This is a genomic window from Streptomyces sp. PL-29 (genome assembly GCF_058344425.1).
On the sequence record NZ_CP136996.1, the window covers coordinates 3,145,320 to 3,166,537 of the forward strand.

At 70.9% G+C, this 21,218-nt stretch carries 22 protein-coding genes; 11 read left to right on the forward strand and 11 right to left on the reverse strand.

All coding sequences use genetic code 11. The features are described from left to right. Positions 1-48: 48 nt before the first annotated feature. Positions 49-639: a TetR/AcrR family transcriptional regulator gene (locus R4Z63_RS14340; RefSeq protein ID WP_384450322.1), complete on the reverse strand. Its 591-nt coding sequence runs from the start codon at positions 637-639 to the stop codon at positions 49-51. Positions 640-761: 122 nt separating this feature from the next. On the opposite strand from R4Z63_RS14340, the gene R4Z63_RS14345 reads away from it, so the two are divergent. Next, complete coding sequence (locus R4Z63_RS14345) at positions 762-1,544, forward strand: alpha/beta fold hydrolase (RefSeq protein ID WP_037924610.1); 783 nt, start codon at positions 762-764, stop codon at positions 1,542-1,544. Between the two features lie 118 nt (positions 1,545-1,662). Here the strand turns inward: R4Z63_RS14345 and R4Z63_RS14350 are convergent, their stop codons facing one another. After that, positions 1,663-3,480 carry a bifunctional metallophosphatase/5'-nucleotidase gene (locus tag R4Z63_RS14350; protein WP_384450317.1) on the reverse strand — a complete coding sequence of 606 codons (1,818 nt, stop codon included), beginning with the start codon at positions 3,478-3,480 and terminating at the stop codon, positions 1,663-1,665. Between the two features lie 170 nt (positions 3,481-3,650). Here R4Z63_RS14350 and mshD point away from each other — a divergent pair, with 170 nt between their 5' ends. From mshD to pstB, 7 genes are all read left to right on the forward strand, one after another. After that, positions 3,651-4,577, forward strand: a complete 927-nt coding sequence (gene mshD, locus R4Z63_RS14355) for a mycothiol synthase (protein ID WP_037924606.1) — start codon at positions 3,651-3,653, stop codon at positions 4,575-4,577. A gap of 500 nt (positions 4,578-5,077) precedes the next feature. After that, complete coding sequence (locus tag R4Z63_RS14360) at positions 5,078-7,411, forward strand: RNA degradosome polyphosphate kinase (RefSeq protein ID WP_384450314.1); 2,334 nt, start codon at positions 5,078-5,080, stop codon at positions 7,409-7,411. Beyond that, complete coding sequence (locus R4Z63_RS14365; protein WP_384450311.1) at positions 7,392-8,360, forward strand: CHAD domain-containing protein; 969 nt, start codon at positions 7,392-7,394, stop codon at positions 8,358-8,360. Before R4Z63_RS14360 ends, R4Z63_RS14365 begins: the two co-directional genes overlap by 20 nt. Before the next feature lie 251 nt (positions 8,361-8,611). Next, positions 8,612-9,748 carry a phosphate ABC transporter substrate-binding protein PstS gene (gene pstS / locus R4Z63_RS14370; protein WP_037924598.1) on the forward strand — a complete coding sequence of 379 codons (1,137 nt, stop codon included), beginning with the start codon at positions 8,612-8,614 and terminating at the stop codon, positions 9,746-9,748. Positions 9,749-9,885: 137 nt separating this feature from the next. Further along, positions 9,886-10,875 (forward strand): phosphate ABC transporter permease subunit PstC, encoded by a 990-nt coding sequence (gene pstC, locus R4Z63_RS14375; RefSeq protein ID WP_037924595.1) that lies wholly within the window; start codon positions 9,886-9,888, stop codon positions 10,873-10,875. Continuing rightward, positions 10,875-11,957 carry a phosphate ABC transporter permease PstA gene (gene pstA, locus R4Z63_RS14380; protein WP_037924593.1) on the forward strand — a complete coding sequence of 361 codons (1,083 nt, stop codon included), beginning with the start codon at positions 10,875-10,877 and terminating at the stop codon, positions 11,955-11,957. Before pstC ends, pstA begins: the two co-directional genes overlap by 1 nt. 29 nt (positions 11,958-11,986) lie before the next feature. Then, positions 11,987-12,763: a phosphate ABC transporter ATP-binding protein PstB gene (gene pstB / locus R4Z63_RS14385; protein ID WP_037924591.1), complete on the forward strand. Its 777-nt coding sequence runs from the start codon at positions 11,987-11,989 to the stop codon at positions 12,761-12,763. A gap of 198 nt (positions 12,764-12,961) precedes the next feature. On the opposite strand, the gene R4Z63_RS14390 is transcribed toward pstB, so the two are convergent. Further along, complete coding sequence (locus R4Z63_RS14390) at positions 12,962-13,960, reverse strand: inorganic phosphate transporter (protein WP_037924589.1); 999 nt, start codon at positions 13,958-13,960, stop codon at positions 12,962-12,964. Positions 13,961-13,965: 5 nt separating this feature from the next. Further along, positions 13,966-14,586, reverse strand: a complete 621-nt coding sequence (locus tag R4Z63_RS14395; RefSeq protein WP_029382179.1) for a DUF47 domain-containing protein — start codon at positions 14,584-14,586, stop codon at positions 13,966-13,968. A 196-nt stretch (positions 14,587-14,782) separates the two neighbouring features. Between R4Z63_RS14395 and R4Z63_RS14400 the strand changes: the two genes are divergently transcribed. Beyond that, positions 14,783-15,145: a metal-sensitive transcriptional regulator gene (locus R4Z63_RS14400; RefSeq protein ID WP_037924585.1), complete on the forward strand. Its 363-nt coding sequence runs from the start codon at positions 14,783-14,785 to the stop codon at positions 15,143-15,145. Between the two features lie 202 nt (positions 15,146-15,347). On the opposite strand, the gene R4Z63_RS14405 is transcribed toward R4Z63_RS14400, so the two are convergent. Together R4Z63_RS14405 and R4Z63_RS14410 are read right to left on the reverse strand one after the other, a co-directional pair. Beyond that, positions 15,348-15,533 (reverse strand): hypothetical protein, encoded by a 186-nt coding sequence (locus R4Z63_RS14405; RefSeq protein ID WP_037864540.1) that lies wholly within the window; start codon positions 15,531-15,533, stop codon positions 15,348-15,350. A gap of 136 nt (positions 15,534-15,669) precedes the next feature. After that, positions 15,670-16,503 (reverse strand): SCO4651 family lipoprotein, encoded by an 834-nt coding sequence (locus R4Z63_RS14410; protein ID WP_384450304.1) that lies wholly within the window; start codon positions 16,501-16,503, stop codon positions 15,670-15,672. A 129-nt stretch (positions 16,504-16,632) separates the two neighbouring features. On the opposite strand from R4Z63_RS14410, the gene R4Z63_RS14415 reads away from it, so the two are divergent. Together R4Z63_RS14415 and R4Z63_RS14420 are read left to right on the forward strand one after the other, a co-directional pair. Next, positions 16,633-16,860 carry a hypothetical protein gene (locus R4Z63_RS14415; protein ID WP_384450301.1) on the forward strand — a complete coding sequence of 76 codons (228 nt, stop codon included), beginning with the start codon at positions 16,633-16,635 and terminating at the stop codon, positions 16,858-16,860. Positions 16,861-16,923: 63 nt separating this feature from the next. Then, positions 16,924-17,142 carry a hypothetical protein gene (locus R4Z63_RS14420; RefSeq protein WP_037924577.1) on the forward strand — a complete coding sequence of 73 codons (219 nt, stop codon included), beginning with the start codon at positions 16,924-16,926 and terminating at the stop codon, positions 17,140-17,142. Between the two features lie 169 nt (positions 17,143-17,311). Here R4Z63_RS14420 and R4Z63_RS14425 read toward each other — a convergent pair whose 3' ends face one another. From R4Z63_RS14425 to R4Z63_RS14445, 5 genes are all read right to left on the reverse strand, one after another. Beyond that, a complete protein-coding gene (locus R4Z63_RS14425) occupies positions 17,312-18,040 on the reverse strand; it encodes a phosphatase PAP2 family protein (RefSeq protein WP_384450298.1) in 729 nt (242 codons plus the stop codon). Positions 18,041-18,243: 203 nt separating this feature from the next. Beyond that, a complete protein-coding gene (locus R4Z63_RS14430; RefSeq protein ID WP_037924572.1) occupies positions 18,244-19,251 on the reverse strand; it encodes a C40 family peptidase in 1,008 nt (335 codons plus the stop codon). Positions 19,252-19,592: 341 nt separating this feature from the next. Beyond that, the gene (locus R4Z63_RS14435; RefSeq protein WP_491522548.1) at positions 19,593-20,186 is read right to left on the reverse strand and encodes a thioesterase family protein; all 594 of its coding nucleotides are present in this window, start codon (positions 20,184-20,186) and stop codon (positions 19,593-19,595) included. Continuing rightward, entirely contained in the window at positions 20,173-20,385 is a 213-nt protein-coding gene (locus R4Z63_RS14440; RefSeq protein WP_491522549.1) for a hypothetical protein, read from the reverse strand. The genes R4Z63_RS14435 and R4Z63_RS14440 overlap by 14 nt, the downstream gene beginning before the upstream one ends. Before the next feature lie 51 nt (positions 20,386-20,436). Then, positions 20,437-21,045, reverse strand: a complete 609-nt coding sequence (locus R4Z63_RS14445) for a LysE family translocator (RefSeq protein WP_384450292.1) — start codon at positions 21,043-21,045, stop codon at positions 20,437-20,439. Between the last annotated feature and the right edge of the window lie 173 nt (positions 21,046-21,218).

Consider the following 21,218-nt stretch of genomic DNA (forward strand, 5'->3'; position numbering starts at 1 on the left):
CCCTTCGCCGACCCGGTAATGGCCGGATTATGGCGTGCACACGTCAATTTAGCCATCCGTCAGCGGCGGCCGGTCTTCGAGCAGTTCGACCATGGAGCGCAGCCCCTGGAGAAGCTCACGGCCGTCCGGCGCCTGCTCCGGATCGGTCAGGGTCTGCACCATCACCCCGCTGAGCAGCGCGATGTGCATCGAGCCGAGAGCCCGCACGTCCCGCTCGGAGACCTCCTCCGGCGGCACTCCTCGCAGGGCCGCGGCCACCGTCCGGCGGTTGCGGCGCTGCCCCTCGGCGAGCACCGCGAGCAGTTCCGGCGAGGACTGCGCGTGGACGAAGGCCTCGACGGAGGCGAGCCAGAGCCAGCGCATCTCCCCGAAGTCGCGGATCTTGCGGTCCCAGGTGTCGGCGTACCGCTCCCCCGCGGTCCCGCCCTCGCCGGCGAGCCGACCCGATCCCGCGGCCCACTCCTCCATGGCGGCGAACAGGGCCTGGTTCAGCAGGGCTTCCCGGGACCCGAAGTGGTAGCCGATCGCGGCCATGCTCACCCCCGACGCCGTGGCGATGTCGCGCACGGTCGTCCGCAGGTACCCCTTCTCCTCCAAACAGCGCCGGGCTCCGGCCAGCAGGTCCTCGCGATTTCCCATGCCGGGATCGTAGCCGCGCCACTTTTTGGGCAAGCGCCCAATACAAACGTATTGCGCGCTTGCCCAACCGCTGGCAGGGTGGAGCCACCGACACGACCCACGGGCCCACGGGAGGCAGGACCATGCGCCAGGAACTGAAGATCGACGACCGGACCCTCTCCTACCTGGACTTCGGCGGCACCGGCCGCCCGCTCCTCGCCCTGCACGGCGGCATGTCCGAGGCCCTCGCCTTCACCGGACTCGCCGCCGCGCTCGGCGACGACTGGCGGGTCATCGCCCCCGACCAGCGCGGCCACGGCGCATCGGACCGGGCGCCCCACTACCGCCGCGAGGGGTACGTCGCCGACGCCGTGGCCCTCCTCGACCACCTCGGCCTCGACGCCCCGGTGCCGCTGCTCGGCTACTCCCTGGGCGGGCTCAACGCCTACCACCTGGCCGCCGCCCACCCGGACCGGTTCGCCGCGCTCATCGGCGTCGACGCCACCGTCGAGATCCGCATCCCCGACGGCCCGAACTGGTTCGACTTCCTCGACGGCCTGCCCTACACCGCCCCCACCCGCGAGGAACTCCTCGACGCCGCCGGACCGGCCGCATCCTTCGTCGCCGACGGGCTGCGGCCCCTCCCGGACGGCAGCGGCTGGCGCTTGGCGTACCACCCGCAGGACATGCTCGACTCCCTCCACGCCTGCGCCGGCGACCACTGGGACACCTGGCTCGCGAGCACCTGCCCGGCCCTGCTGATCCACGGCACCGACAGCCAGGCACTCACCCGGCCGGTCGCCGACGCGATGACCACCCGGCGCCCGAAGACCTCGTACGCACCCCTCGACGGCGACCACTTCGCGCCGTTCACGGACCCGGACGGGTTCCACCGGGCCGTCGGGACGTTCCTGGCGGCCCTCTGATCCCTCCCCCCCCGTCCCGCGTCCCTCCCGTCCCCGCACCACGGGGGTGCACGGGGAACGCCGAAGGGGCGGCGGGCCGGTGGGCCCGCCGCCCCTTCGGGCACGCTGTGCGCGGGTGTTACTTGATGACGGTGATCCGGTTCGCCGCCGGCGGGGCGATCGGGGAGGACTCCGAGGAGTTCTTCATCAGGTAGGCGTTGAAGCAGTCCAGGTCGGGCGCGCCCACGAGCTTGTTCCGGTGCTCCTTCAGGACCGTGAAGCCGTCACCGCCGCCCGCGAGGAACTCGTTCATCGCGACCCGGTAGGTCGCGGCGGGGTCGATCGCGGCACCGTTCAGCCTGACCGAGTCCACGACGATCCGGTCGGCGCCCGCCTTCGTCATGTCGAGGGTGTAGGTGAAGCCCTTCGACACCTGGAGGATCTTCGGGCTCGGGCCGTTGACCGGGCCGCTGACCTGCTGCTGCAGTGCGGTGATCAGCTGCGCGCCGGTCAGGTCCACGACGTTCATCATGTTGTTGAACGGCTGGACCGTGAAGGACTCGCCGTAGGTCACCACGCCGTCGCCCTCGTCTCCCGAGGCCTTGTAGGCGAGGTCCGAGCGGATGCCGCCCGGGTTCATCAGGGCCAGCTGCGCACCGCCCTTGTCCGCCGGGGCGAGCGCCTCCAGCTGGGCGTCGGCGATCAGGTCGCCGAGCGGCTTCTCGGGCTCGGACGAGCCGCGGCCCGCGATGTCGGCCGAGATGAAGCCCTGCGGACGGTTGGCGATCGGGGCCGCCAGGGCGTTCCAGCGGCCGATCAGCTCGGTCATGTCCGGAGCCTTGGGCTGGTCGCGGTGGACGACCTTGTTGACCGGCTTCGGCGAGGTGACCGGCGTACGGACGATGTCCTTGGTCTTCCGGTCGTAGGTGAGGGTGGTCTCGGTGAACAGGCGGCCGATGGAGGCGGCCGAGGTCACCGTGCGCGGGTTGCCCGCGGGGTCCGGGATGTTGCAGGCGTACGCCTGGTGCGTGTGGCCGGTGACCAGCGCGTCGACCGTGGCGTCGACGTTCTTGGCGATGTCCACGATCGCACCCGAAATGCCGGCGCCGGCGCCCGGGGCGTCGCAGTCGTAGTTGTACGCACCGCTCGCGGGCAGACCGCCCTCGTGGATCAGCGCGACGATCGACTTCACGCCCTGCTTGTTCAGCTCGGCCGCGTACTTGTTGATCGTCTCGATCTCGTCGCCGAACGTGAGGCCCTTGACGCCCTCGGCAGTCACGACGTCCGGAGTGCCCTCCAGGGTGACGCCGATGAAGCCGATCTTCACGTCGCCCTTCTTCCACACGTAGGTGGGCGACATCAGGGGGCGCTTGGTCTTCTCGTCCGTGACGTTCGCGGCGAGGTACCGGAACGTGGAGCCGGTGAACTCCTTGCCGAACTCGTAGCAACCGTCGACCGGGTGGCAGCCGCCGTACGCCATGCGGCGCAGCTCGGTCTTGCCCTCGTCGAACTCGTGGTTGCCGACGCTGGAGACGTTCAGGCCCAGCTTGTTCAGCGCCTCGATGCTCGGCTCGTCGTGGAAGAGCCCGGACAGCATCGGGCTGCCGCCGATCATGTCGCCGGCCGCTGCGGTGACGGAGTACTCGTGGCCCTTGCGGGCCTCGCGCAGGCTGGTCGCGAGGTACTCGACCCCGCCCGCGGGTATGGCCTTGGTGGTGCCGTCGGCCTGACGTTCGGTCACGGTGCCGGAGGAGCCCTGCGGAGGCTCCAGGGTGCCGTGGAAGTCGTTGAACGACAGCATCTGCACATCGACGGTACGGCTCTTGGCCGCACCGCCACCACTCGCGGCCCCGGCCGGCAGAGCGGCGGCGACCATCGCCCCGGCCCCGGCCGTGACGGCGAGGGCGGCGAAGGTCAACCGGCGGGTTCGGCGGTGCCGTTGTGGCGTCGCTGACATTTGGTCCCCTTTGTGGACAGCGATACTGCTCGGGAGGTCCGCCGAAGCCTATGGTCAACGCGCGTAGCTCTACCAGGGGGTAACGGGTATCGCGTTGGTTACACGCAGAAGAAGGACCGACCCAGCGTCCGCGCTCCGCTCGGCGGCCGGGACGGTCGTAGGCTCGTTCCATGACTGACGCAAGCGCGGCCCTGGAGCCGGGACGGCAGATTCAGACCCTCGACGAGCTGACGGGGGAACAGGCCGACGCCGTCCTCGACCTGATCGAGGACGCGGCGCGTACGGACGGCACGACCGCCGTGTCCGAGCAGGGAAGGCTCCAGCTGCGCGGAGGAGCACGCCCGGGCATCCGGCACTTCCTGCTCACCGACGGCGGCCGGCTCGCCGCCTACGGACAACTGGAGGACACCGACCCGGTGGAGGCCCCGGCCGCCGAACTCGTGGTGCACCCGGCACTGCGCGGTCGCGGCCACGGCCGGGCCATGGGGATGGCCCTGCTGGCCGCCTCCGGCAAGCGACTGCGGGTATGGGCCCACGGCGGCAAGTCCGCAGCCCGGCACCTGGCCCAGGTACTCGGCCTGACCCTCTTCCGCGAGCTGCGCCAGCTGCGCAGGCCACTGGCCGAAGGGGCCCCGCTGCCCGATCCGGTGCTCCCGCCCGGCGTGACCGTACGGACCTTCCTGCCCGGCACCGACGACGCGGCCTGGCTGGCGGCGAACGCGGCCGCCTTCGCCCACCACCCCGAGCAGGGCTCGCTCACCCAGCGCGACCTCGACGACCGGATCGCGCAGCCCTGGTTCGACGCCAAGGGCTTCTTCCTCGCCGAACGCGACGGAGAGCTCGTCGGCTTCCACTGGACGAAGGTCCACGCGGCGGAGCAGCTCGGCGAGGTCTACGTGGTCGGCGTCCTGCCCGGCGCCCAGGGCGGCGGCCTCGGCAAGGCCCTCACCGCGATCGGCCTCCAGCACCTGGCCGCCCAGGGCCTGCCGACGGCCATGCTCTACGTCGACGCGGACAACCCGGCGGCCCTGGCCGTGTACGAGGGCCTCGGCTTCACCACCCACGAGGTCGACCTGATGTACCGCACGGAGAGCTGACCCCCCGCGGGGCCCTGGCCGGGGCCCCCGGCCGGGCTCCCGGCCGCGGTGGTCGGCCCCGCCGGTCCAGCAGCCTCTCCTCTGGTCGCCGGGACGCCGTCGACCCTCGTGCAATCGCTGAGCCGGACCGGTGACGGGGGCGTAGCGTCCCAGTCTCGCGACGCTGTGCACCGACCCCCGGGAACTCCGCCAACGCGCGCAGGCCCGGGGGATGGTGGGGCAGGGACCGGAGGTCACCCACGATGGCGGCGGCCAAGGTGTGGTGCCGCACCCAGCCGGGCGCCGCGCGGCGAGGGGATTCCAGCCCGACACCCCACCGACCGGCAGCCCCGCCCCGGGCGCCGGGCCAGGGCCGTACCCCAGCCGGAGCCGGGAAGCCATGCGCCATTAACCGGGCATTCAGAAGCGCTTGCGACTCTCCCCCAATGCAGCCCCGACTCCGACTGACGGCAGACCCGTCCGACGCGCCTGTCCTGCCGCTTGCGCGGAAGAATGGAGTCATGAGTCACAAGCCCAGCGCCGGTCCCACCGAGGTCCCCGCCCAGCACCCGTCTCACACGTCCGCCTCCCCCTCCGCCGCCGGCAAGGCGGCAGGCAGGGCGACAGGCAAAGCGACAGACCAGGACACCGGCAAGGCCCCCGGCCCGGACACCGGCGCCGCGGCCCACGCCCGCATAGGTTCCATCGCCGCGCACCGCCCGCACATCGGCCTCGATCCCGATCTCGACGCCGACCTGGACGCCTACGAGGACAAGGACGGCGGAGAGCTCCCCCCGGACCGCTTCCTCGACCGGGAGCGCAGCTGGCTCGCCTTCAACGAGCGGGTCCTGGAGCTCGCCGAGGACCCGACGACCCCGCTCCTGGAGCGCGCGAACTTCCTGGCGATCTTCGCGAGCAACCTCGACGAGTTCTTCATGGTCCGCGTGGCCGGCCTCAAACGGCGCATCGCGACGGGTGTCGCCACCCGATCGGCCTCCGGCCTGCAGCCCCGCGAGGTGCTGGACCTCATCTGGACGCGCTCGCGCGAGCTCATGGCCCGGCACGCCGCCTGCTTCCAGCAGGACATCTCCCCGGCGCTGGCCGAGGAGGGCATCCACCTGATCCGCTGGCCCGACCTCACCGAGAAGGAGCAGGCCCGCCTCTTCACGCTGTTCCGGAACCAGATCTTCCCGGTGCTGACCCCACTGGCCGTGGACCCCGCGCACCCCTTCCCGTACATCTCCGGCCTCTCCCTCAACCTGGCCGTGGTCGTACGCAACCCCGTCAGCGGCCACCGCCACTTCGCCCGGGTCAAGGTCCCGCCGATCCTCTCCCGCTTCCTGGAGGCCTCCCCGCAGCGCTACGTCCCGCTGGAGGACGTCATCGCCGCACACCTGGAGGAGCTGTTCCCGGGCATGGAGGTGCTCGCGCACCACATGTTCCGCGTGACCCGCAACGAGGACCTGGAGGTGGAGGAGGACGACGCCGAGAACCTGCTCCAGGCCCTGGAGAAGGAGCTCATGCGGCGCCGCTTCGGGCCGCCGGTGCGCCTGGAGGTCGAGGAGTCCATCGACCCCGGCGTCCTGGACCTCCTCGTACAGGAACTGAACGTCAACGCCTCCGAGGTGTACCCGCTGCCCGGGCCCCTCGACCTGACCGCACTCTTCGGGATCGCCTCCCTGGACCGGCCCGAGCTCAAGTACCCGAAGTTCGTCGCCGGCACCCACCGCGACCTCGCCGAGGTCGAGTCCGCGCACGCGCCCGACATCTTCGCCGCCCTGCGTGAGCGGGACGTCCTGCTGCACCACCCGTACGACTCCTTCTCCACCTCGGTGCAGGCCTTCCTGGAGCAGGCCGCCGCCGACCCGGACGTCCTCGCCATCAAGCAGACGCTCTACCGCACCTCCGGCGACTCCCCGATCGTGGACGCCCTGATCGACGCGGCCGAGTCCGGCAAGCAGGTCCTGGTGCTCGTCGAGATCAAGGCCCGCTTCGACGAACAGGCCAACATCAAGTGGGCGCGCAAGCTGGAGGAGGCCGGCTGCCACGTCGTCTACGGCCTCGTCGGCCTCAAGACCCACTGCAAGCTGTCGCTCGTCGTCCGCCAGGAGGGCGACCAACTGCGCCGCTACGCCCACGTCGGCACCGGCAACTACCACCCCAAGACCGCACGGCTCTACGAGGACCTCGGCCTGCTGACCGCCGACCCGCAGGTCGGCGCGGACCTCTCCGACCTCTTCAACCGGCTGTCCGGCTACTCGCGCCGCGAGACCTACCGCCGGCTGATGGTCGCGCCCCGCTCGCTGCGCGACGGGCTGATCTCCCGGATCGACAAGGAGGCCGCCCACCACCGGGCCGGCCGCCCCGCATACGTGCGCCTGAAGATGAACTCGATCGTCGACGAGGCCCTCATCGACGCGCTCTACCGGGCCTCCCAGGCGGGCGTGCCCGTCGATATCTGGGTGCGCGGCATCTGCGCGGTGCGTCCGGGGGTGCCCGGGCTCTCGGACAACATACGGGTCCGTTCGGTCCTCGGCCGCTTCCTCGAACACTCCCGGGTCTTCGCCTTCGGCAACGGCGGCGAGCCCGAGGTGTGGATCGGCAGCGCCGACATGATGCACCGCAACCTCGACCGCCGTATCGAAGCACTGGTCAGGGTCGCCGACCCGGCCCACCGCGCGGCACTGGACCGGATGCTGGAAACCGGGATGTCCGACGCCACCTCCTCCTGGCACCTGGGCCCGGACGGCGAATGGACACGGCACAGCACGGACGCGGACGGCCAGCCGCTGCGGCACGTACAGGAGACGCTCATAGACGCCCGGAGGCGCCGGCGTGGCTCAGCCAAACCATGACCCGACGGCATGCGCGGGTGACGTGCTCGACGTCTACCTGCGCGCCCAGGCCACGGCCTTCCTGCGGGCGATGCGCCAGTACAGTCCGAGCGCCGTGAGCGGGGCCGACGCCGCGGCGAGCAGTGATGCGGCGCGCCGCCTGCGGGGGGCAGCGCGCCGCATCAGCGGCTCGCTGGCCACGTTCCGGGTGGTGACCGAGTCGGCCTGGGCCGACGGGCTGCGCGCCGAGCTGGTGTGGCTGTCCTCGACCCTGGCCGACGAGCACGCCTACGCCGCCCGGCTGGCCCGGCTCATGGACGCGCTGCACCGGCTGTCGGGGGCCCCGGAGCTCCCGGCCCCGCGCGGCTCGGCCGGCGCGCTGAAGGTGGGATCGGCGCGTGCCGGCGCGCTGCTGGACCGCCAGCTGACCCTGGCCCGTACGCGCGCCCACTCGGCCACCCTCCAGGCCCTCGGCTCGTCCCGCTTCCACGCGGTGGCGGACGCGGTGGCGGTGCTGGCCTCGGAGGTCCCGCTCGACGCCGTGGCGGCCCGCGGACGGGTCGGGGAGGTTCTCGTACCGCTCGCGGCGGTGGCCGAAACCCGCCTGTCGTCGGCGGTCGCGGCGCTGCCGCCGATCAGCGGCAGCGAGGCCGCGCCGAGCCCGTACGACGCCGACCACGACGGCCCCTGGCACGAGGTGCGCCGGCTCCTGCGCGTCCACCGCTACGCGCGGGAGGTCCTCGGCGAGGACGTGACCCGGCCGGCGGCCGCCGGCGAGGCCCTGGACCGCCACCGCGACGCCGCCGAGGCGGCAGCCGCCTCCGCCACCGCGGCCCGCACCCCGCGCATCGCCCCGGCCACGGCCTACGCACTGGGTGTCCTGCACGCCGACCAGCGCCATGAGGTCGAGGCGGCCCGGGCCGCATTCCAGCACCTCTGGCTGAGAGAGCCCGCGGTCACACCGCGGTAACGGCGGGATAACGGATGATTGCGGCTGTGCGCGGACGCCCCGGAACGCACCGGGTCGTCCGCCATGGTTCACCGTCCGTTCACTCGGGCCGGTCGGCTGCTTCACCTGTTCTGCCTAATTTCGGTCGTGCACGGAGACGGCGGCCCGCAGACGCAGCGGCCGGCCCGCGCACCCGACGTAGTAGTCCTCTTCGCACGCCGCCCGGTACGGAACGGAAAGCGGCCGGCGGCTTCTGGAAGGAACATCCGAAAGTGAAGCTTCAGCGCAAGAACATGCTTCGTGCCTCCGCCCTCGGTGCGCTTGTCGTGTCCGGCGCCCTGGTCCTCACGGCGTGCGGCTCGGACGACAACACGAAGACCGGCGACGGCGCCACCAAGGCCGCCGCTCCGGCCGCCGGCGACATCAAGTGCGACGACGCCAAGGGCAAGCTGCTGGCCTCCGGTTCCTCCGCGCAGAAGAACGCGGTCGAGCTGTGGATCAAGAACTACATGGCCGCCTGCTCCGGCGTCGAGGTCAACTACAAGTCCTCCTCCTCCGGTGAGGGCATCGTCGCCTTCAACCAGGGCACCGTCGGGTTCGCCGGCTCCGACTCGGCGCTGAAGCCGGAGCAGGTCGAGGAGTCGAAGAAGATCTGCACCGGCGGTCAGGGCGTCAACCTGCCGATGGTCGGCGGCCCCGTCGCCCTCGGCTTCAACGTCTCCGGCGTGGAGAAGCTGAACCTCGACGCCGCCACGGTCGCCAACATCTTCAACGACAAGATCAAGAAGTGGGACGACGAGGCGATCAAGAAGCTGAACCCGGGCGTCACGCTTCCCTCCACCGCCATCCAGGCCTTCCACCGCTCCGACGACTCGGGCACCACCGAGAACGTCACCAAGTACCTCAAGGCCGCCGCCCCCGACGCCTGGCCGCACGACCCCGCGAAGAAGTGGGCCGCCCCGGGCGGCCAGGCCGCCTCCGGCTCCGCCGGTGTCGCCGCGCAGGTCAAGCAGGTCGACGGCGCGATCGGCTACTTCGAGCTCTCCTTCGCCAGCGCCCAGGGCATCAAGACCGTCGACCTGAACACGGGCGCCGCCGCCCCGGTCCCGGCCACCGGCGACAACGCCTCCAAGGCCATCGCCGCCGCCAAGATCTCCGGCACTGGCTCCGACCTGGCGCTGAAGCTCGACTACACCACCAAGGCCGAGGGCGCCTACCCGCTCGTCCTGGTGACCTACGAGGTCGTCTGCGACAAGGGCAACAAGGCCGAGACGCTCCCGACCGTGAAGTCCTTCCTGAACTACACCGCCTCGGACGCGGGCCAGAAGGTCCTCCTGGAGAACGGCTACGCGCCGATCCCGGCCGAGATCAACGCCAAGGTCCGCGAGGTCATCAACTCGCTGAGCTAGTCCTGAGCTCCAGGAGCCGGTCCTCCCCTCCCCGTCCGGGGACGGGGAGGCCGGCCCCGGAGCCCCTTCCCCTCCCACCCGGGGGAATCCGGTGCACCGCCGCCAGGGGGCTTGCCCCCACACAGACCGGAAAGACCATGGCTTCCACCACACCCACCCAGATAGACACGGATCCGCCCGTCTCCACGAGCAAGGGGTCCACCGGCCGCGCCGGTGACAAGATCTTCGCCGGGCTCTCCAAGGGCTCCGGCATCACGCTCCTGGTGATCATGGCGTCGATCGCCGCCTTCCTCACCTACCGCGCCTCGATCGCACTGTCGAAGAACGAGGGGAACTTCCTCACCACCTTCGACTGGAACGCGTCGGCCAACCCGCCCGTCTTCGGCATCGCCGTCCTGCTCTTCGGCACCATCGTCAGCTCGATCATCGCGATGGTCATCGCGGTTCCGATCGCCGTCGGTATCGCCCTCTTCATCTCGCACTACGCGCCGCGCAAGCTGGCCGCTCCGATCGCCTACGTGGTCGACCTGCTGGCCGCCGTGCCGTCGATCATCTACGGCATCTGGGGCGCCCTCTTCCTCGTCCCGCAGCTGGCCGGCCTGAACCTCTGGCTCGACGAGTACATGGGCTGGACCTACGTCTTCGACAAGACCCAGGTCGGCGTCGCACGCTCGCTCTTCACCGTCGGCATCCTGCTCGCGATCATGATCCTGCCGATCGTGACCAGCGTCAGCCGCGAGGTCTTCCTCCAGGTCCCGCGCATGAACGAGGAGGCCGCCCTGGCCCTCGGCGCGACCCGCTGGGAGGTCATCCGGATGTCGGTGCTGCCCTTCGGCCGCTCCGGCGTCATCTCCGCCTCGATGCTCGGCCTCGGCCGCGCCCTCGGCGAGACCATGGCCGTCGCCACCGTCCTGTCGCCGAGCTTCCTCATCTCCGGTCACATCCTGAACCCGGGCGGCGGCACCTTCGCCCAGAACATCGCCGCGAAGTTCGACGAGGCCAACGAGTTCGGCCGCGACGCCCTGATCGCCTCGGGCCTCGTACTCTTCCTGCTCACCCTGCTGGTCAACGGTGCAGCTCGCCTGATCATCGCTCGCCGCAAGGACTTCTCGGGGGCGAACGCCTGATGAGCCACGCACTCCAGGACCAGCGGCCCACCCGGGCCCCCAAGTCCGCCGCCCCCTCCAGCCTCACCCGAGGCGGCCTGCCCCGCTGGGCCCCGGCCGGCATCGCGGCCCTCGCGATCGCCCTCGGCTGCGGCATCGGCGTCGTGTTCGACCTCCACAGCAGGATCCAGTGGGGGCTCATCGCGGCCCTGCTCTTCATCGGCATCACGTATGCCGCCAGCGCGCTGATCGAGAACCGCCGCCAGGCCAAGGACCGGATCGCGACCTCCCTCGTGTGGGTCTGCTTCGTCCTCGCGGTCATCCCGCTGCTCTCGCTGATGTGGACCACCATCAGCCGCGGCGTCACGCTGCTGAGCGGCAACTTCCTCAGCCACTCCATGAACGGTGTGACCAGCTTCGACGAGGGCGGCGGCGTCTACCACGCCCTGCTCGGCACCATCGAGCAGATCGCCCTGGCCACCCTGATCGCAGCCCCCATCGGCCTGCTGACCGCCGTCTACCTCGTCGAGTACGGCAAGGGCAAGCTCGCCCGGGCCGTCACCTTCTTCGTCGACGTGATGACCGGTATCCCCTCCATCGTCGCGGGGCTTTTCATCCTCACGACCTGGAACCTGATGCTCGGCTTCGGCCCCTCCGGCTTCGCCGGCGCGATGGCCCTGTCGATCCTGATGATGCCGGTCGTGGTCCGCTCCACCGAGGAGATGCTCAAGCTCGTCCCGAACGAGCTGCGCGAGGCCGCCCTGGCCCTCGGTGTGCCGAAGTGGCGCGTGATCCTCAAGGTGGTGCTTCCCACCGCCATCGGCGGCATCTCCACCGGTCTGATGCTGGCCGTCGCCCGCATCGCCGGTGAAACCGCCCCGATCATGCTGCTGGTCTTCGGCTCCCAGCTGATCAACGGCAACCCCTTCGAAGGCGCCCAGTCCTCGCTCCCGCTCTACATTTGGGAGCAGTACAAGGTCGGCAGTGAGGCCTCCTACGACCGGGCATGGGCCGCAGCGCTCGTCCTGATCGCCTTCGTCATGATCCTCAATCTGGTGGCCCGCGGCATCGCCCGCTGGAAGGCCCCGAAGACCGGTCGCTGACGCGACTGTATGAAAGCGAAGTGACCCCCATGGCGAAGCGAATCGACGTCAGCGGACTGTCCGCCTTCTACGGCAACCACAAGGCCATCGACGACATCTCGATGACCGTCGAACCCCGCTCGGTGACGGCCTTCATCGGCCCCTCCGGCTGCGGCAAGTCCACCTTCCTGCGCACCCTCAACCGCATGCACGAGGTCACCCCCGGCGGTCGCGTCGAGGGCAAGGTGATGCTGGACGACGAGAACCTGTACGGCGCCGGCGTGGACCCCGTCGCGGTCCGCCGCACGGTGGGCATGGTCTTCCAGCGCCCGAACCCCTTCCCCACCATGTCGATCTTCGACAACGTGGCCGCCGGCCTGCGGCTGAACGGCAGCTTCAAGAAGTCCGAGCTGACGGACATCGTGGAGCGCTCCCTCCAGGGCGCCAACCTCTGGAACGAGGTCAAGGACCGCCTGAACAAGCCCGGCTCCGGCCTCTCCGGCGGCCAGCAGCAGCGTCTGTGCATCGCCCGCGCCATCGCGGTCGAGCCCCAGGTCCTGCTGATGGACGAGCCCTGCTCGGCCCTCGACCCGATCTCCACCCTGGCCATCGAGGACCTGATCGGCGAGCTCAAGGAGCGCTTCACGATCGTCATCGTGACGCACAACATGCAGCAGGCCGCCCGCGTCTCCGACCGCACCGCGTTCTTCAACCTCGCGGCGGTCGGCCAGCCCGGCAAGCTCATCGAGATCGACGACACGGACCGGATCTTCTCGAACCCGTCCATGCAGGCGACCGAGGACTACATCTCGGGCCGCTTCGGCTAGAGCGAGATGTGCAAGCGTCCTGCGGTGCTGCATGGCGGTGCCACCGCGAGGGCGGAAGAAAGAAAGAGGGCCGGCTCCCCCTGGGTGGGGGGAGCCGGCCCGCTTTCGTGTCCGGCGCAGCCGCGGCTCAGCGGGTCACGGCACGAGGACGGCGAGTCGCGCATCCCCGCCCGTCTGCCCCGGGACGCCCGGCACGCCCTAGCCGAAGGCCAGGTTCACGACCCAGAAGCTGATCGCGGCGACCAGGGCCGCAGCCGGCATCGTGATGAACCAGCCCAGGATGATGTTCTTGGCGACGCCCCAGCGCACGGCGTTCACGCGCTTTGTCGCACCCACACCCATGATCGCCGAGGTGATCACGTGGGTGGTGGAGATCGGCGCGTGGAAGAGGTAGGCCGAACCGAACATGATCGAGGCACCGGTGGTCTCCGCCGCGAAGCCCTGCGGGGGATCCAGCTCGATGATCTTGCGGCCGAGCGTACGCATGATGCGCCAGCCACCCGCGTACGTACCCAGCGACAGCATCACGGCACACGCGACCTTGACCCACACCGGGATCGGCGCGTCCGAAGTCTGCACGTCCGCAATGACCAGGGCCATCACGACGATGCCCATCGTCTTCTGCGCATCCTGCAGACCGTGGCCGAGGGCCATCGCGGCCGCCGACACCGTCTGCGCGATGCGGAAGCCGTGCTTGGCCTTGTGCGGGTTGGTCCGGCGGAACATCCACAGGATGACCACCATCACCAGGTAGCCGACGACCAGGCCGACGACCGGCGAGACGAACATCGGGATGACGATCTTGTCGACCACGCCCGACCAGATCACCTGCGTGCCGCCGGCCAGGGCCGCACCCACCATGCCGCCGAAGAGGGCGTGCGAGGAGGACGAGGGAAGGCCGAAGTACCAGGTGATCAGGTTCCAGACGATCGCGCCGACCAGCGCCGCGAAGAGGATCCACATGCCCGTGGAGCCGTGCGGCGTCTCGATCAGGCCCTGGGAGACCGTCTTGGCCACCCCGCTGCCCAGGAAGGCTCCCGCGAGGTTCATCACCGCGGCCATCGCGAGGGCGGCGCGCGGGGTCAGCGCACGCGTGGAGACCGAGGTCGCGATCGCGTTCGCCGAGTCGTGGAAACCGTTCGTATACGTGAAACCGAGCGCGACACCGATGGTCACGACCAGAGCGAAGGTGTCCACGAGGTTCAGGACTCCTTGACCGCGATGGTCTCCACCGTGTTCGCGACGTGCTCGAACGCGTCGGCCGCCTCTTCGAGCACGTCGACGATCTGCTTGAGCTTGAGCACCTCGATGGCGTCGTACTTGCCGTTGAAGAGGTGGGCGAGCAGCTTGCGGTGGATCTGGTCCGCCTGGTTCTCCAGCCGGTTGACCTCGATCCAGTACTCGGTGAGGTTGTCCATCGTCCGCAGGTGCGGCATGGCCTCGGCGGTCAGCTCGGCCGCCCGCGCCAGGACCTCGATCTGCTGCTCGACACCCTTGGGAAGCTCTTCGATGTTGTAGAGGACGACGAGGTCGACGGCCTCCTCCATGAAGTCCATGATGTCGTCGAGCGACGACGCCAGGGAGTAGATGTCCTCACGGTCGAACGGCGTGATGAAGGAGGAGTTCAGCTGGTGGAAGATCGCGTGGGTCGCGTCGTCCCCCGCGTGCTCCGCCGCCCGCATCCGTTCCGCGATCTCGGCCCGGGCGGACGCGTCCGCTCCGAGCAGTTCCATCAGGAGCTTGGAGCCCGTGACGATGTTGTCCGCGGATGCGGCGAACATGTCGTAGAAGCTCGTCTCCCTGGGGGTCAGACGAAATCGCACGTGAGGTCCTCGGGGTGCATCGGATTCGGTCAGGCTGATGCTAGGCGCATCCCCCTGCCACGGCTAACCGGCCATTCCTCAGTGTCCTCCATCAGGCAGAGTGAGGACCACGGGCCCCTGCCCGTCGGGCGAGAGCCCGGTATCCTATACCCATGAGGGGTATCCAGCCCCCTCGCTCCGGACCACGGGAGGACCTATGACGACCATCGAGGCGGAGGGCTCCGGAGCCGTGTCCGGTACGGCGGCCACCCCGGGCACCCCCCACGACGCCGGGGCCGTCCACGGCTACCACCACCAGAAGGACGAGCACCTGAAACGACTGCGCCGGATCGAGGGGCAGATCCGCGGCCTCCAGCGCCTCGTCGACGAGGACGTCTACTGCATCGACATACTCACCCAGGTCTCGGCGAGCACGAAGGCGCTCCAGTCCTTCGCGCTCCAGCTGCTGGAGGAGCACCTGCGCCACTGCGTCGCCGACGCCGCGGTCAAGGGCGGGGCCGAGATCGACGCCAAGGTCGAGGAGGCCACCAAGGCCATCGCGCGGCTGCTGCGCACCTGAGGCGACCGGTCCCGCCGCCGGCGTTCCCGCGGCGGGGCCCGCCCGCGGCGACGCCCCGGGGGCGGTGGGGCGGGGGGCGTGAGGCGGTTCGGGGCCGGACGACCCGGCTCGTCCGGGGCCGTCGCGGACGCCGCGAGCCCCAGACACGGCCCAGTGCCGTGGCCGGAAAGGTTCACCGCCTCACGCTCCCCCCGGCACGGCACTAGCGGCCCAGCAGGACCTCGTCGATGCGGTCCAGGCTCAGCCGGTCCTCGGCGGCCGCGGACGCGGCGATGATCAGCTCACCGCACAGTTCGATCTCGGCGAGCGCCACGTGGTCCTGCACCGTCGTACCGCCTGCGGGAGTCACGCGTGTCACCTCAATCTGCCACCGGCCACCGGCCGTCATCGGTCGTGCCGCACCTCGTGCCGGCGCCCGGCTTCTCAGCGTAGGGAGGACGCTCGTCCCCCCGCATGACACGGATGGACCATTTCCGGATACCCGGCCATGGCCCGATCGCGCGGCTCCCGGACCGCCCGCCCCACTAGTCCGCGATCTTTCCGGCGTAAATGTCCCCGCTCGCGGGCAATACGACGGTCACCGGCGTGCCGAATCCGTACAGCAGCGTGGTCGATGACACATCGATCACGCCATTGTTGACGTAGCTGAAGCGGTGCCTGACCTTCCGCAGCCGGCCCTCGTCGTCCAGGTACGCGTCGAAGGGCACCGTGTCCTCGCTGAACCCTTTCGCCGCCGCCGCCAGCGCCCCGCGCATCTCCGCCGACGCGCTCACCGCGGCCCGCCCGATGTCGGTGGTCCCCCGGTAGTGCCGCACCCTGGTGCCCGCCACTTCGGTCTCCCCGACGTACGTCACCTCCTGCGCGACCCGCAGCAGCTCGGCCGCGAGCAGCGGATCGGTGGCGCCTCCGGTGACCAGGTTCCCGTCGGGCAGGGCCGTCGTGTCGATGCGCACCCACTTGTCGGCGGGGACGCCCGCGCCGCGGTTCTTCATGTAGAGCGCGCCCGGCACGAGGAGCTCGGTGATGGGCCGGTGCTCGTCCTCGCCCTTCACATCGGCCGGAAGCAGCACCAGCAGCTGCCCCATCCGCTTCTTGAAGTCGACGCCGCCCTCGCCCCGGATGGTGACCCGGGTCCCGCCCGTGGCCATCTCCATGGCCGTACGGGCCCGGGCGCTGCCGGTGCGCGCCAGCACGTCGGCAGCGCCGCGGACCACCGAGGCCGCCTCCGCCGGGGACCGGTCGTCGCTTCCTTCGCCGCCGGCGCACCCGCTCGTCGCGGTCACTGCCAGGGCGACTCCGGCGGCCAGCACCACCTCGGCCACGCGCCCGCGCGGCCGCCTCTGCCGGTGAACCACCATCGCCTGCCAACCCCCAACGCATGAAAGCCGCTTGCCCGAGGTCCCCACCCGCTCCCCTTAACGAGGCCCGGGGTATCCCGTCACGGGGCACCCTCCCCGCCCACCGCCGACCCCGGGTACCGTGGAGAAGTGGAACCGCACATCGACGCGACACCGGTCCCTGCGCTCGACGCCGTGCCGCTCCCGCGGCCGCAGTCCCAGCCCCAGCCCCAGCCGCCGACCACCCACACCACTTCCACCGCCGACCGCGGATCCTTCTGCCTGGCCGTCTGCTCCTGCGGCTGGAAGGGCCCCGCCCGCCGCTCCCGCGACCTCGCCCGCAAGGACGCCGCCGGCCACGAGGCCACCGGCGCTTGAGTCTCCTCGCCCGTTCGGACGGCCCGGCTGGCCACCGAGCGCCGCAGCGGATGCCCTTGACTCATGCCAGGTTCCGCAGCCCGCCTCGCGGCCCTTCTCTGGGCCCTGCTCATCGCGTTCGCCCCGGCCGCAGTGGCCTGGGCCAGACCCGTGGGCTCGGCCGACAGCCCCGCCGACGTGGCCCTCGCCATCGGGCTCACCTCGGTGGCCGCCCTGGCCACCGGGCTGTGGCTGCGCTCCCGCTACCGCCGCGGGAGCGACACCGACACGGGTGACCGGTGACCCCCCGGCCCCGCCCGCGGGCGGTCCTGGTGTGCTTCGGGGCAGCCGCGCTGTGCCTGCTGACGGCCGCGCTGCTCGCCGTGTGGGACTCCTACGGGACGGGCTGAGCCGTCCCTGACTCCCCGGCAGGCCCCTTCGCGCGGTGGAGGGGGTGTCAGCCGGTCGCCCGTCAGGCGGCGAGGTCCTCGTCCTGCGGGCGCCGCCCCGCGGGCGGGGTCCGGTTCTGCGCGAGGTCGACCGGCAGGGGCCGCGCCCGGCCCCCGGCCCGTACCAGCCGCCCGAGGCGCCGGGAGCCGGCCACCGCCCGGACCACCGGGTCCAGGAGGGCCAGTGCGAGCGGCGCGAGGACGAGGACCACGGCCGTGCCGAGCGCGAGTCCGCCGATCACGTCGGTCGGGTAGTTGACGCCCATGTAGACGCGGCAGACGCCTTCGACGAGGGCCAGCGCGATCCCCAGGATCCCGAGCTTGCGGTGTGCGACGAACAGGCCGACCCCCAGGGCCATCGCGACGGTGGTGTGACCGCTGGCGAAGGAGTACTCGGTGTTGCCCAGGCCCACGCCCCAGCCGGGTTCGAGGACCTGCAACCCCTCGTGCAGCTCGAACGGGCGTCGACGGCCGACGAGTTCCCGCAGCGGTACGTTCACGAGCAGGGCCAGGCCGGCGGCCAGCGGGGCCCACACCAGCGCGGTGAAGGATTCGGCGGCGGCCGCCTCGTCCTGCCTGCGGGCGCCGCGCCAGCACCACAGGACCAGCAACACCATGGCCAGGAGGATCCCGTACTCACCGGCCAGACTCACGGCCGTGTCCACCCACGCGGGGGCTCGCCGGGCGGCTCCGTTGACCTCGTACAGCAGGCTGACATCCACGTTCGGCCCACCTGTTGTGAGTCCAGCCATGGTGACGCGGCCCCTTGCCCTTGCCGTGGTTCCCCTGCGGACGCACCCAGGTGTGCGCCCTTCGACACCCTCTTGATCAACCCCCGCGTTCATGGAACGCACGCCCCTGCGACGGGGTTCCACTCTCCACCGAATGATCACGGCAACGTTATCGAAGAGTGACTGGCCGTCGCAGCTCAGGGCCTTCGCATCACGGAGAGTTGCTAGGAGGGCCGGGCCGCACCGGACCACCCGGGAAGGGACTCCGCTCCGTCCTTCGTCACGCGGGTCGCCCCGAAGTAGTCGGGAGTGTCGATCCTGTCGAAGCGGATGACCGCCCCGGTGTACGGGGCGTTGATCATATATCCGCCGCCCACGTAGAGCCCGACGTGCCGGATCTCCCGCGAATTCGTCAGATCATCGGAGAAGAACACCAGGTCTCCGGGGAGGAGTTCGCCGCGCGAGGGGTGCGAACCGGCGTTGTACTGGTCATTGGCCACGCGCGGCAGCTCGATCCCGACCGTCTCGTACGCGGCCTTGGTCAGTCCCGAGCAGTCGAAGCGCCCACCCTGGTCGGGCGTCCCGTTGCCGCCCCACAGGTAGGGCGTGCCCAGCTGCTTCTGGGCGAAGTAGATCGCCCCGGCGGCCTGTTGCGAGGGAGCCACCCGCCCGACGGGACGCTCGAAGCTCTTCGCCAGGGTGGTGATGGCCTTCACGTACCCCTGGGTCTCCTTGTACGGGGGCACCCCCCCGTACTTGATGACCGCGTAGGCGCCGGCGTTGTAGGCGGCCAGCATGTTCGACGTCGGGTCACCCGGAACGCTCCGCACGTCCTTGGCCAGCTGGCAGTCGTACGAAGCGGCCGACGGGATGGCGTCGTTCGGGTCCCAGATGTCCCGGTCGCCGTCACCGTCACCGTCGATGCCGTGGCCCGCCCAGGTGCCCGGGATGAACTGCGCGATGCCCCGCGCGTCCGCCGGGCTGACCGCTCTCGGGTTCCAGCCGCTCTCCGAGTACAGCTGGGCGGCCAGCAGAGGCGGGCTGATCGCCGGGCACAGGTTGCCCCACTTCTCCACCAGTGCCTGGTACTTCGCCGGCACGGCCCCCTTCGTCAGGCCCACGGCGCGGCCGCCGGCACCCGAACCCACGAGCCCCGCCGCCGCCGAGTACGTCCCCACGACGAGGAGCGTCACGAAGGTCAGACACAGCCCGATACCGATCCCGCCGGCCATCCAGAATCTGCGCACCCGTCAACCCTCCCCCATCACGGTCACTTCAACGTGCGATTCGGCCGTGTCGCATGTCCTACTACCCCACTTGGAAGCCCGAGCAGGCGGCGCTCGCACACTTCTCGGCCCATCCTCGACGCGACAGCGGACCACCGTCCAGTACCCGGGGTCGGCGGGCGGGGGCACGGCGGGCCGCGCCCTGCCCCCGCCGTGCATGGAGAGGTCGCGCCCGGGGCGAAGGCAACCGCCGGCACCGCGGGGGCGCGCGTGAGGCGCCGATCGGCTTCGCCGTGCGGTCCGGGCCGCTCCCCCCGATGCGCCGGACCGCCCGCCCCGCTCCCCCGCTAACGGGGCGCGACGTACAGGCTCTGCGCGCTGCGCCCGATGGGGCCCTTCTCGTCGTGGAGCCGCGCGTCCGCCAGGCCGATGCCGGCCGCGTCCACGCTCGTATGGGCCTGCACGCACGCCCACTCGCCCACCGGATGGCGGTGCAGATGGACGCTCAGGTCGCTGTTGACGAAGACGTAGCGCCCGAAGTCCATCACCGCGCTGATCCCGTTGCCCGAGTCGGCGGCGATCAGCACCCGGTCCAGCGGCCGGACCCGCTCCCCGGCGATCAGCGGCACCTTCATCCGCATCCAGCAGGTGCCGGGCCCCGGTTCGACGAAGGCGCCCTCGGTGAACCGGGTCTCCATGGCCGAGTGGTAGCCGGTCTCCCACGGCACCGGGAAGAACGGCGTCACCTCCACCTCGCCCGGCGCGGGCAGCTGCGGTCCGCCCACCACGGCCGGTACGGACTCCTCGGCCACCCGGATCCGCAGGGCCCGCGCCAGCATCACCGGCGCGGCGCCCACCGGGGCGATCGCGGCCTCGACCACCTCGGTGCTGCGGCCGGAGCGCAGCACGCTGGTGGTGACCTCCAACTCACCGATCGGCACCGGGCGCAGGATCTCGTACGTGATCCGGGGCGATCCGCATGTCCGCCCGCGCACCCGGCCGTTCCTCGACGGCCCGCCCGAGCAGCGCGGCCGGCGGACCGGCGTGCTGCGAGCCCGGGTCCCACGGCCCGCGCGTGTACTCGGTGGCGGCGAACCGTCCGGCATCACGTCGTTCGAAGAACCCCTCGGCACTGCTCATGCCCCGAACGCTACCGACAGGTAACCAGCGGCGCCAGCCCCGCACCGACCCTCAGCGGGCGAACCCCAACCCCACCCCCAGCCCCACCAGCACCGACCCGATGGCCCGGTTCAGCGCCTTCTGCGCCTTCAGCATCCGCTCGCGCAGACTGGAGACGGAGAAGAACACCGCCACCGCCCCGAACCAACCCAGGTGCGCCGCCGACATGAACAGCCCGTAGCCCGCCTGCTGCCACAGCGGCGTACCCGGATCGACCACCTGTGTGAAGGTCGACACCACGAACAGCGTCGTCTTCGGGTTCAGCACGTTGGTCAGGAACCCCGACCGCATCGCCCCCAGCCGGGTCAGGCCAGGCTTCGACTCCAGGTCCACGGTCACCTCCGCCCGCGCCCGGAAGGTCCGTATCCCGATCCACACCAGATAGGCCGCGCCCGCCAGCTTGATCACGGTGAACAGCGCGGTGGAGGAGGAGATCAGCAGACCGACCCCCAGCATCGTGTACGAGACGTGGACCAACACGCCCGCCGCGACCCCGGCGGCGGCGAACAGCCCGGTGGGCCGCCCGTAGAGGTAGCTGTTGCGGACCACCATGGCGAAATCGGCGCCGGGACTGATCACGGCGAGCACGGTGATGACGGCGACTGCGATCACTTCTGTCATGCGGCGATGCTCTCCCCGCCCTCCCCCGCGATCAACCCGCTTTCGCCCGCCCCGCAGCCCTCCGCCATTCCTCCGCCATTCGTCCGCCATTCCTCCGGAGTCCGTCCCGCGCGGCCGGGTACCCGACCGCGCCCGAGGCCGGGAAGGCTGGGAGACCGAGGGCCGGGGGGACC

What these genes read in the sequence shown, in the direction of transcription:
- R4Z63_RS14340 (WP_384450322.1), bottom strand. Translation starts at nt 639, where the DNA reads ATGGGAAATCGCGAGGACCTGCTGGCCGGAGCCCGGCGCTGTTTGGAG.
- R4Z63_RS14345 (WP_037924610.1), top strand. Translation starts at nt 762, where the DNA reads ATGCGCCAGGAACTGAAGATCGACGACCGGACCCTCTCCTACCTGGAC.
- R4Z63_RS14350 (WP_384450317.1), bottom strand. Translation starts at nt 3,480, where the DNA reads ATGTCAGCGACGCCACAACGGCACCGCCGAACCCGCCGGTTGACCTTC.
- mshD (WP_037924606.1), top strand. Translation starts at nt 3,651, where the DNA reads ATGACTGACGCAAGCGCGGCCCTGGAGCCGGGACGGCAGATTCAGACC.
- R4Z63_RS14360 (WP_384450314.1), top strand. Translation starts at nt 5,078, where the DNA reads ATGAGTCACAAGCCCAGCGCCGGTCCCACCGAGGTCCCCGCCCAGCAC.
- pstC (WP_037924595.1), top strand. Translation starts at nt 9,886, where the DNA reads ATGGCTTCCACCACACCCACCCAGATAGACACGGATCCGCCCGTCTCC.
- pstA (WP_037924593.1), top strand. Translation starts at nt 10,875, where the DNA reads ATGAGCCACGCACTCCAGGACCAGCGGCCCACCCGGGCCCCCAAGTCC.
- pstB (WP_037924591.1), top strand. Translation starts at nt 11,987, where the DNA reads ATGGCGAAGCGAATCGACGTCAGCGGACTGTCCGCCTTCTACGGCAAC.
- R4Z63_RS14400 (WP_037924585.1), top strand. Translation starts at nt 14,783, where the DNA reads ATGACGACCATCGAGGCGGAGGGCTCCGGAGCCGTGTCCGGTACGGCG.
- R4Z63_RS14405 (WP_037864540.1), bottom strand. Translation starts at nt 15,533, where the DNA reads ATGACGGCCGGTGGCCGGTGGCAGATTGAGGTGACACGCGTGACTCCC.
- R4Z63_RS14410 (WP_384450304.1), bottom strand. Translation starts at nt 16,503, where the DNA reads ATGGTGGTTCACCGGCAGAGGCGGCCGCGCGGGCGCGTGGCCGAGGTG.
- R4Z63_RS14420 (WP_037924577.1), top strand. Translation starts at nt 16,924, where the DNA reads ATGCCAGGTTCCGCAGCCCGCCTCGCGGCCCTTCTCTGGGCCCTGCTC.
- R4Z63_RS14425 (WP_384450298.1), bottom strand. Translation starts at nt 18,040, where the DNA reads ATGGCTGGACTCACAACAGGTGGGCCGAACGTGGATGTCAGCCTGCTG.
- R4Z63_RS14430 (WP_037924572.1), bottom strand. Translation starts at nt 19,251, where the DNA reads ATGGCCGGCGGGATCGGTATCGGGCTGTGTCTGACCTTCGTGACGCTC.
- R4Z63_RS14440 (WP_491522549.1), bottom strand. Translation starts at nt 20,385, where the DNA reads ATGAGCAGTGCCGAGGGGTTCTTCGAACGACGTGATGCCGGACGGTTC.
- R4Z63_RS14445 (WP_384450292.1), bottom strand. Translation starts at nt 21,045, where the DNA reads ATGACAGAAGTGATCGCAGTCGCCGTCATCACCGTGCTCGCCGTGATC.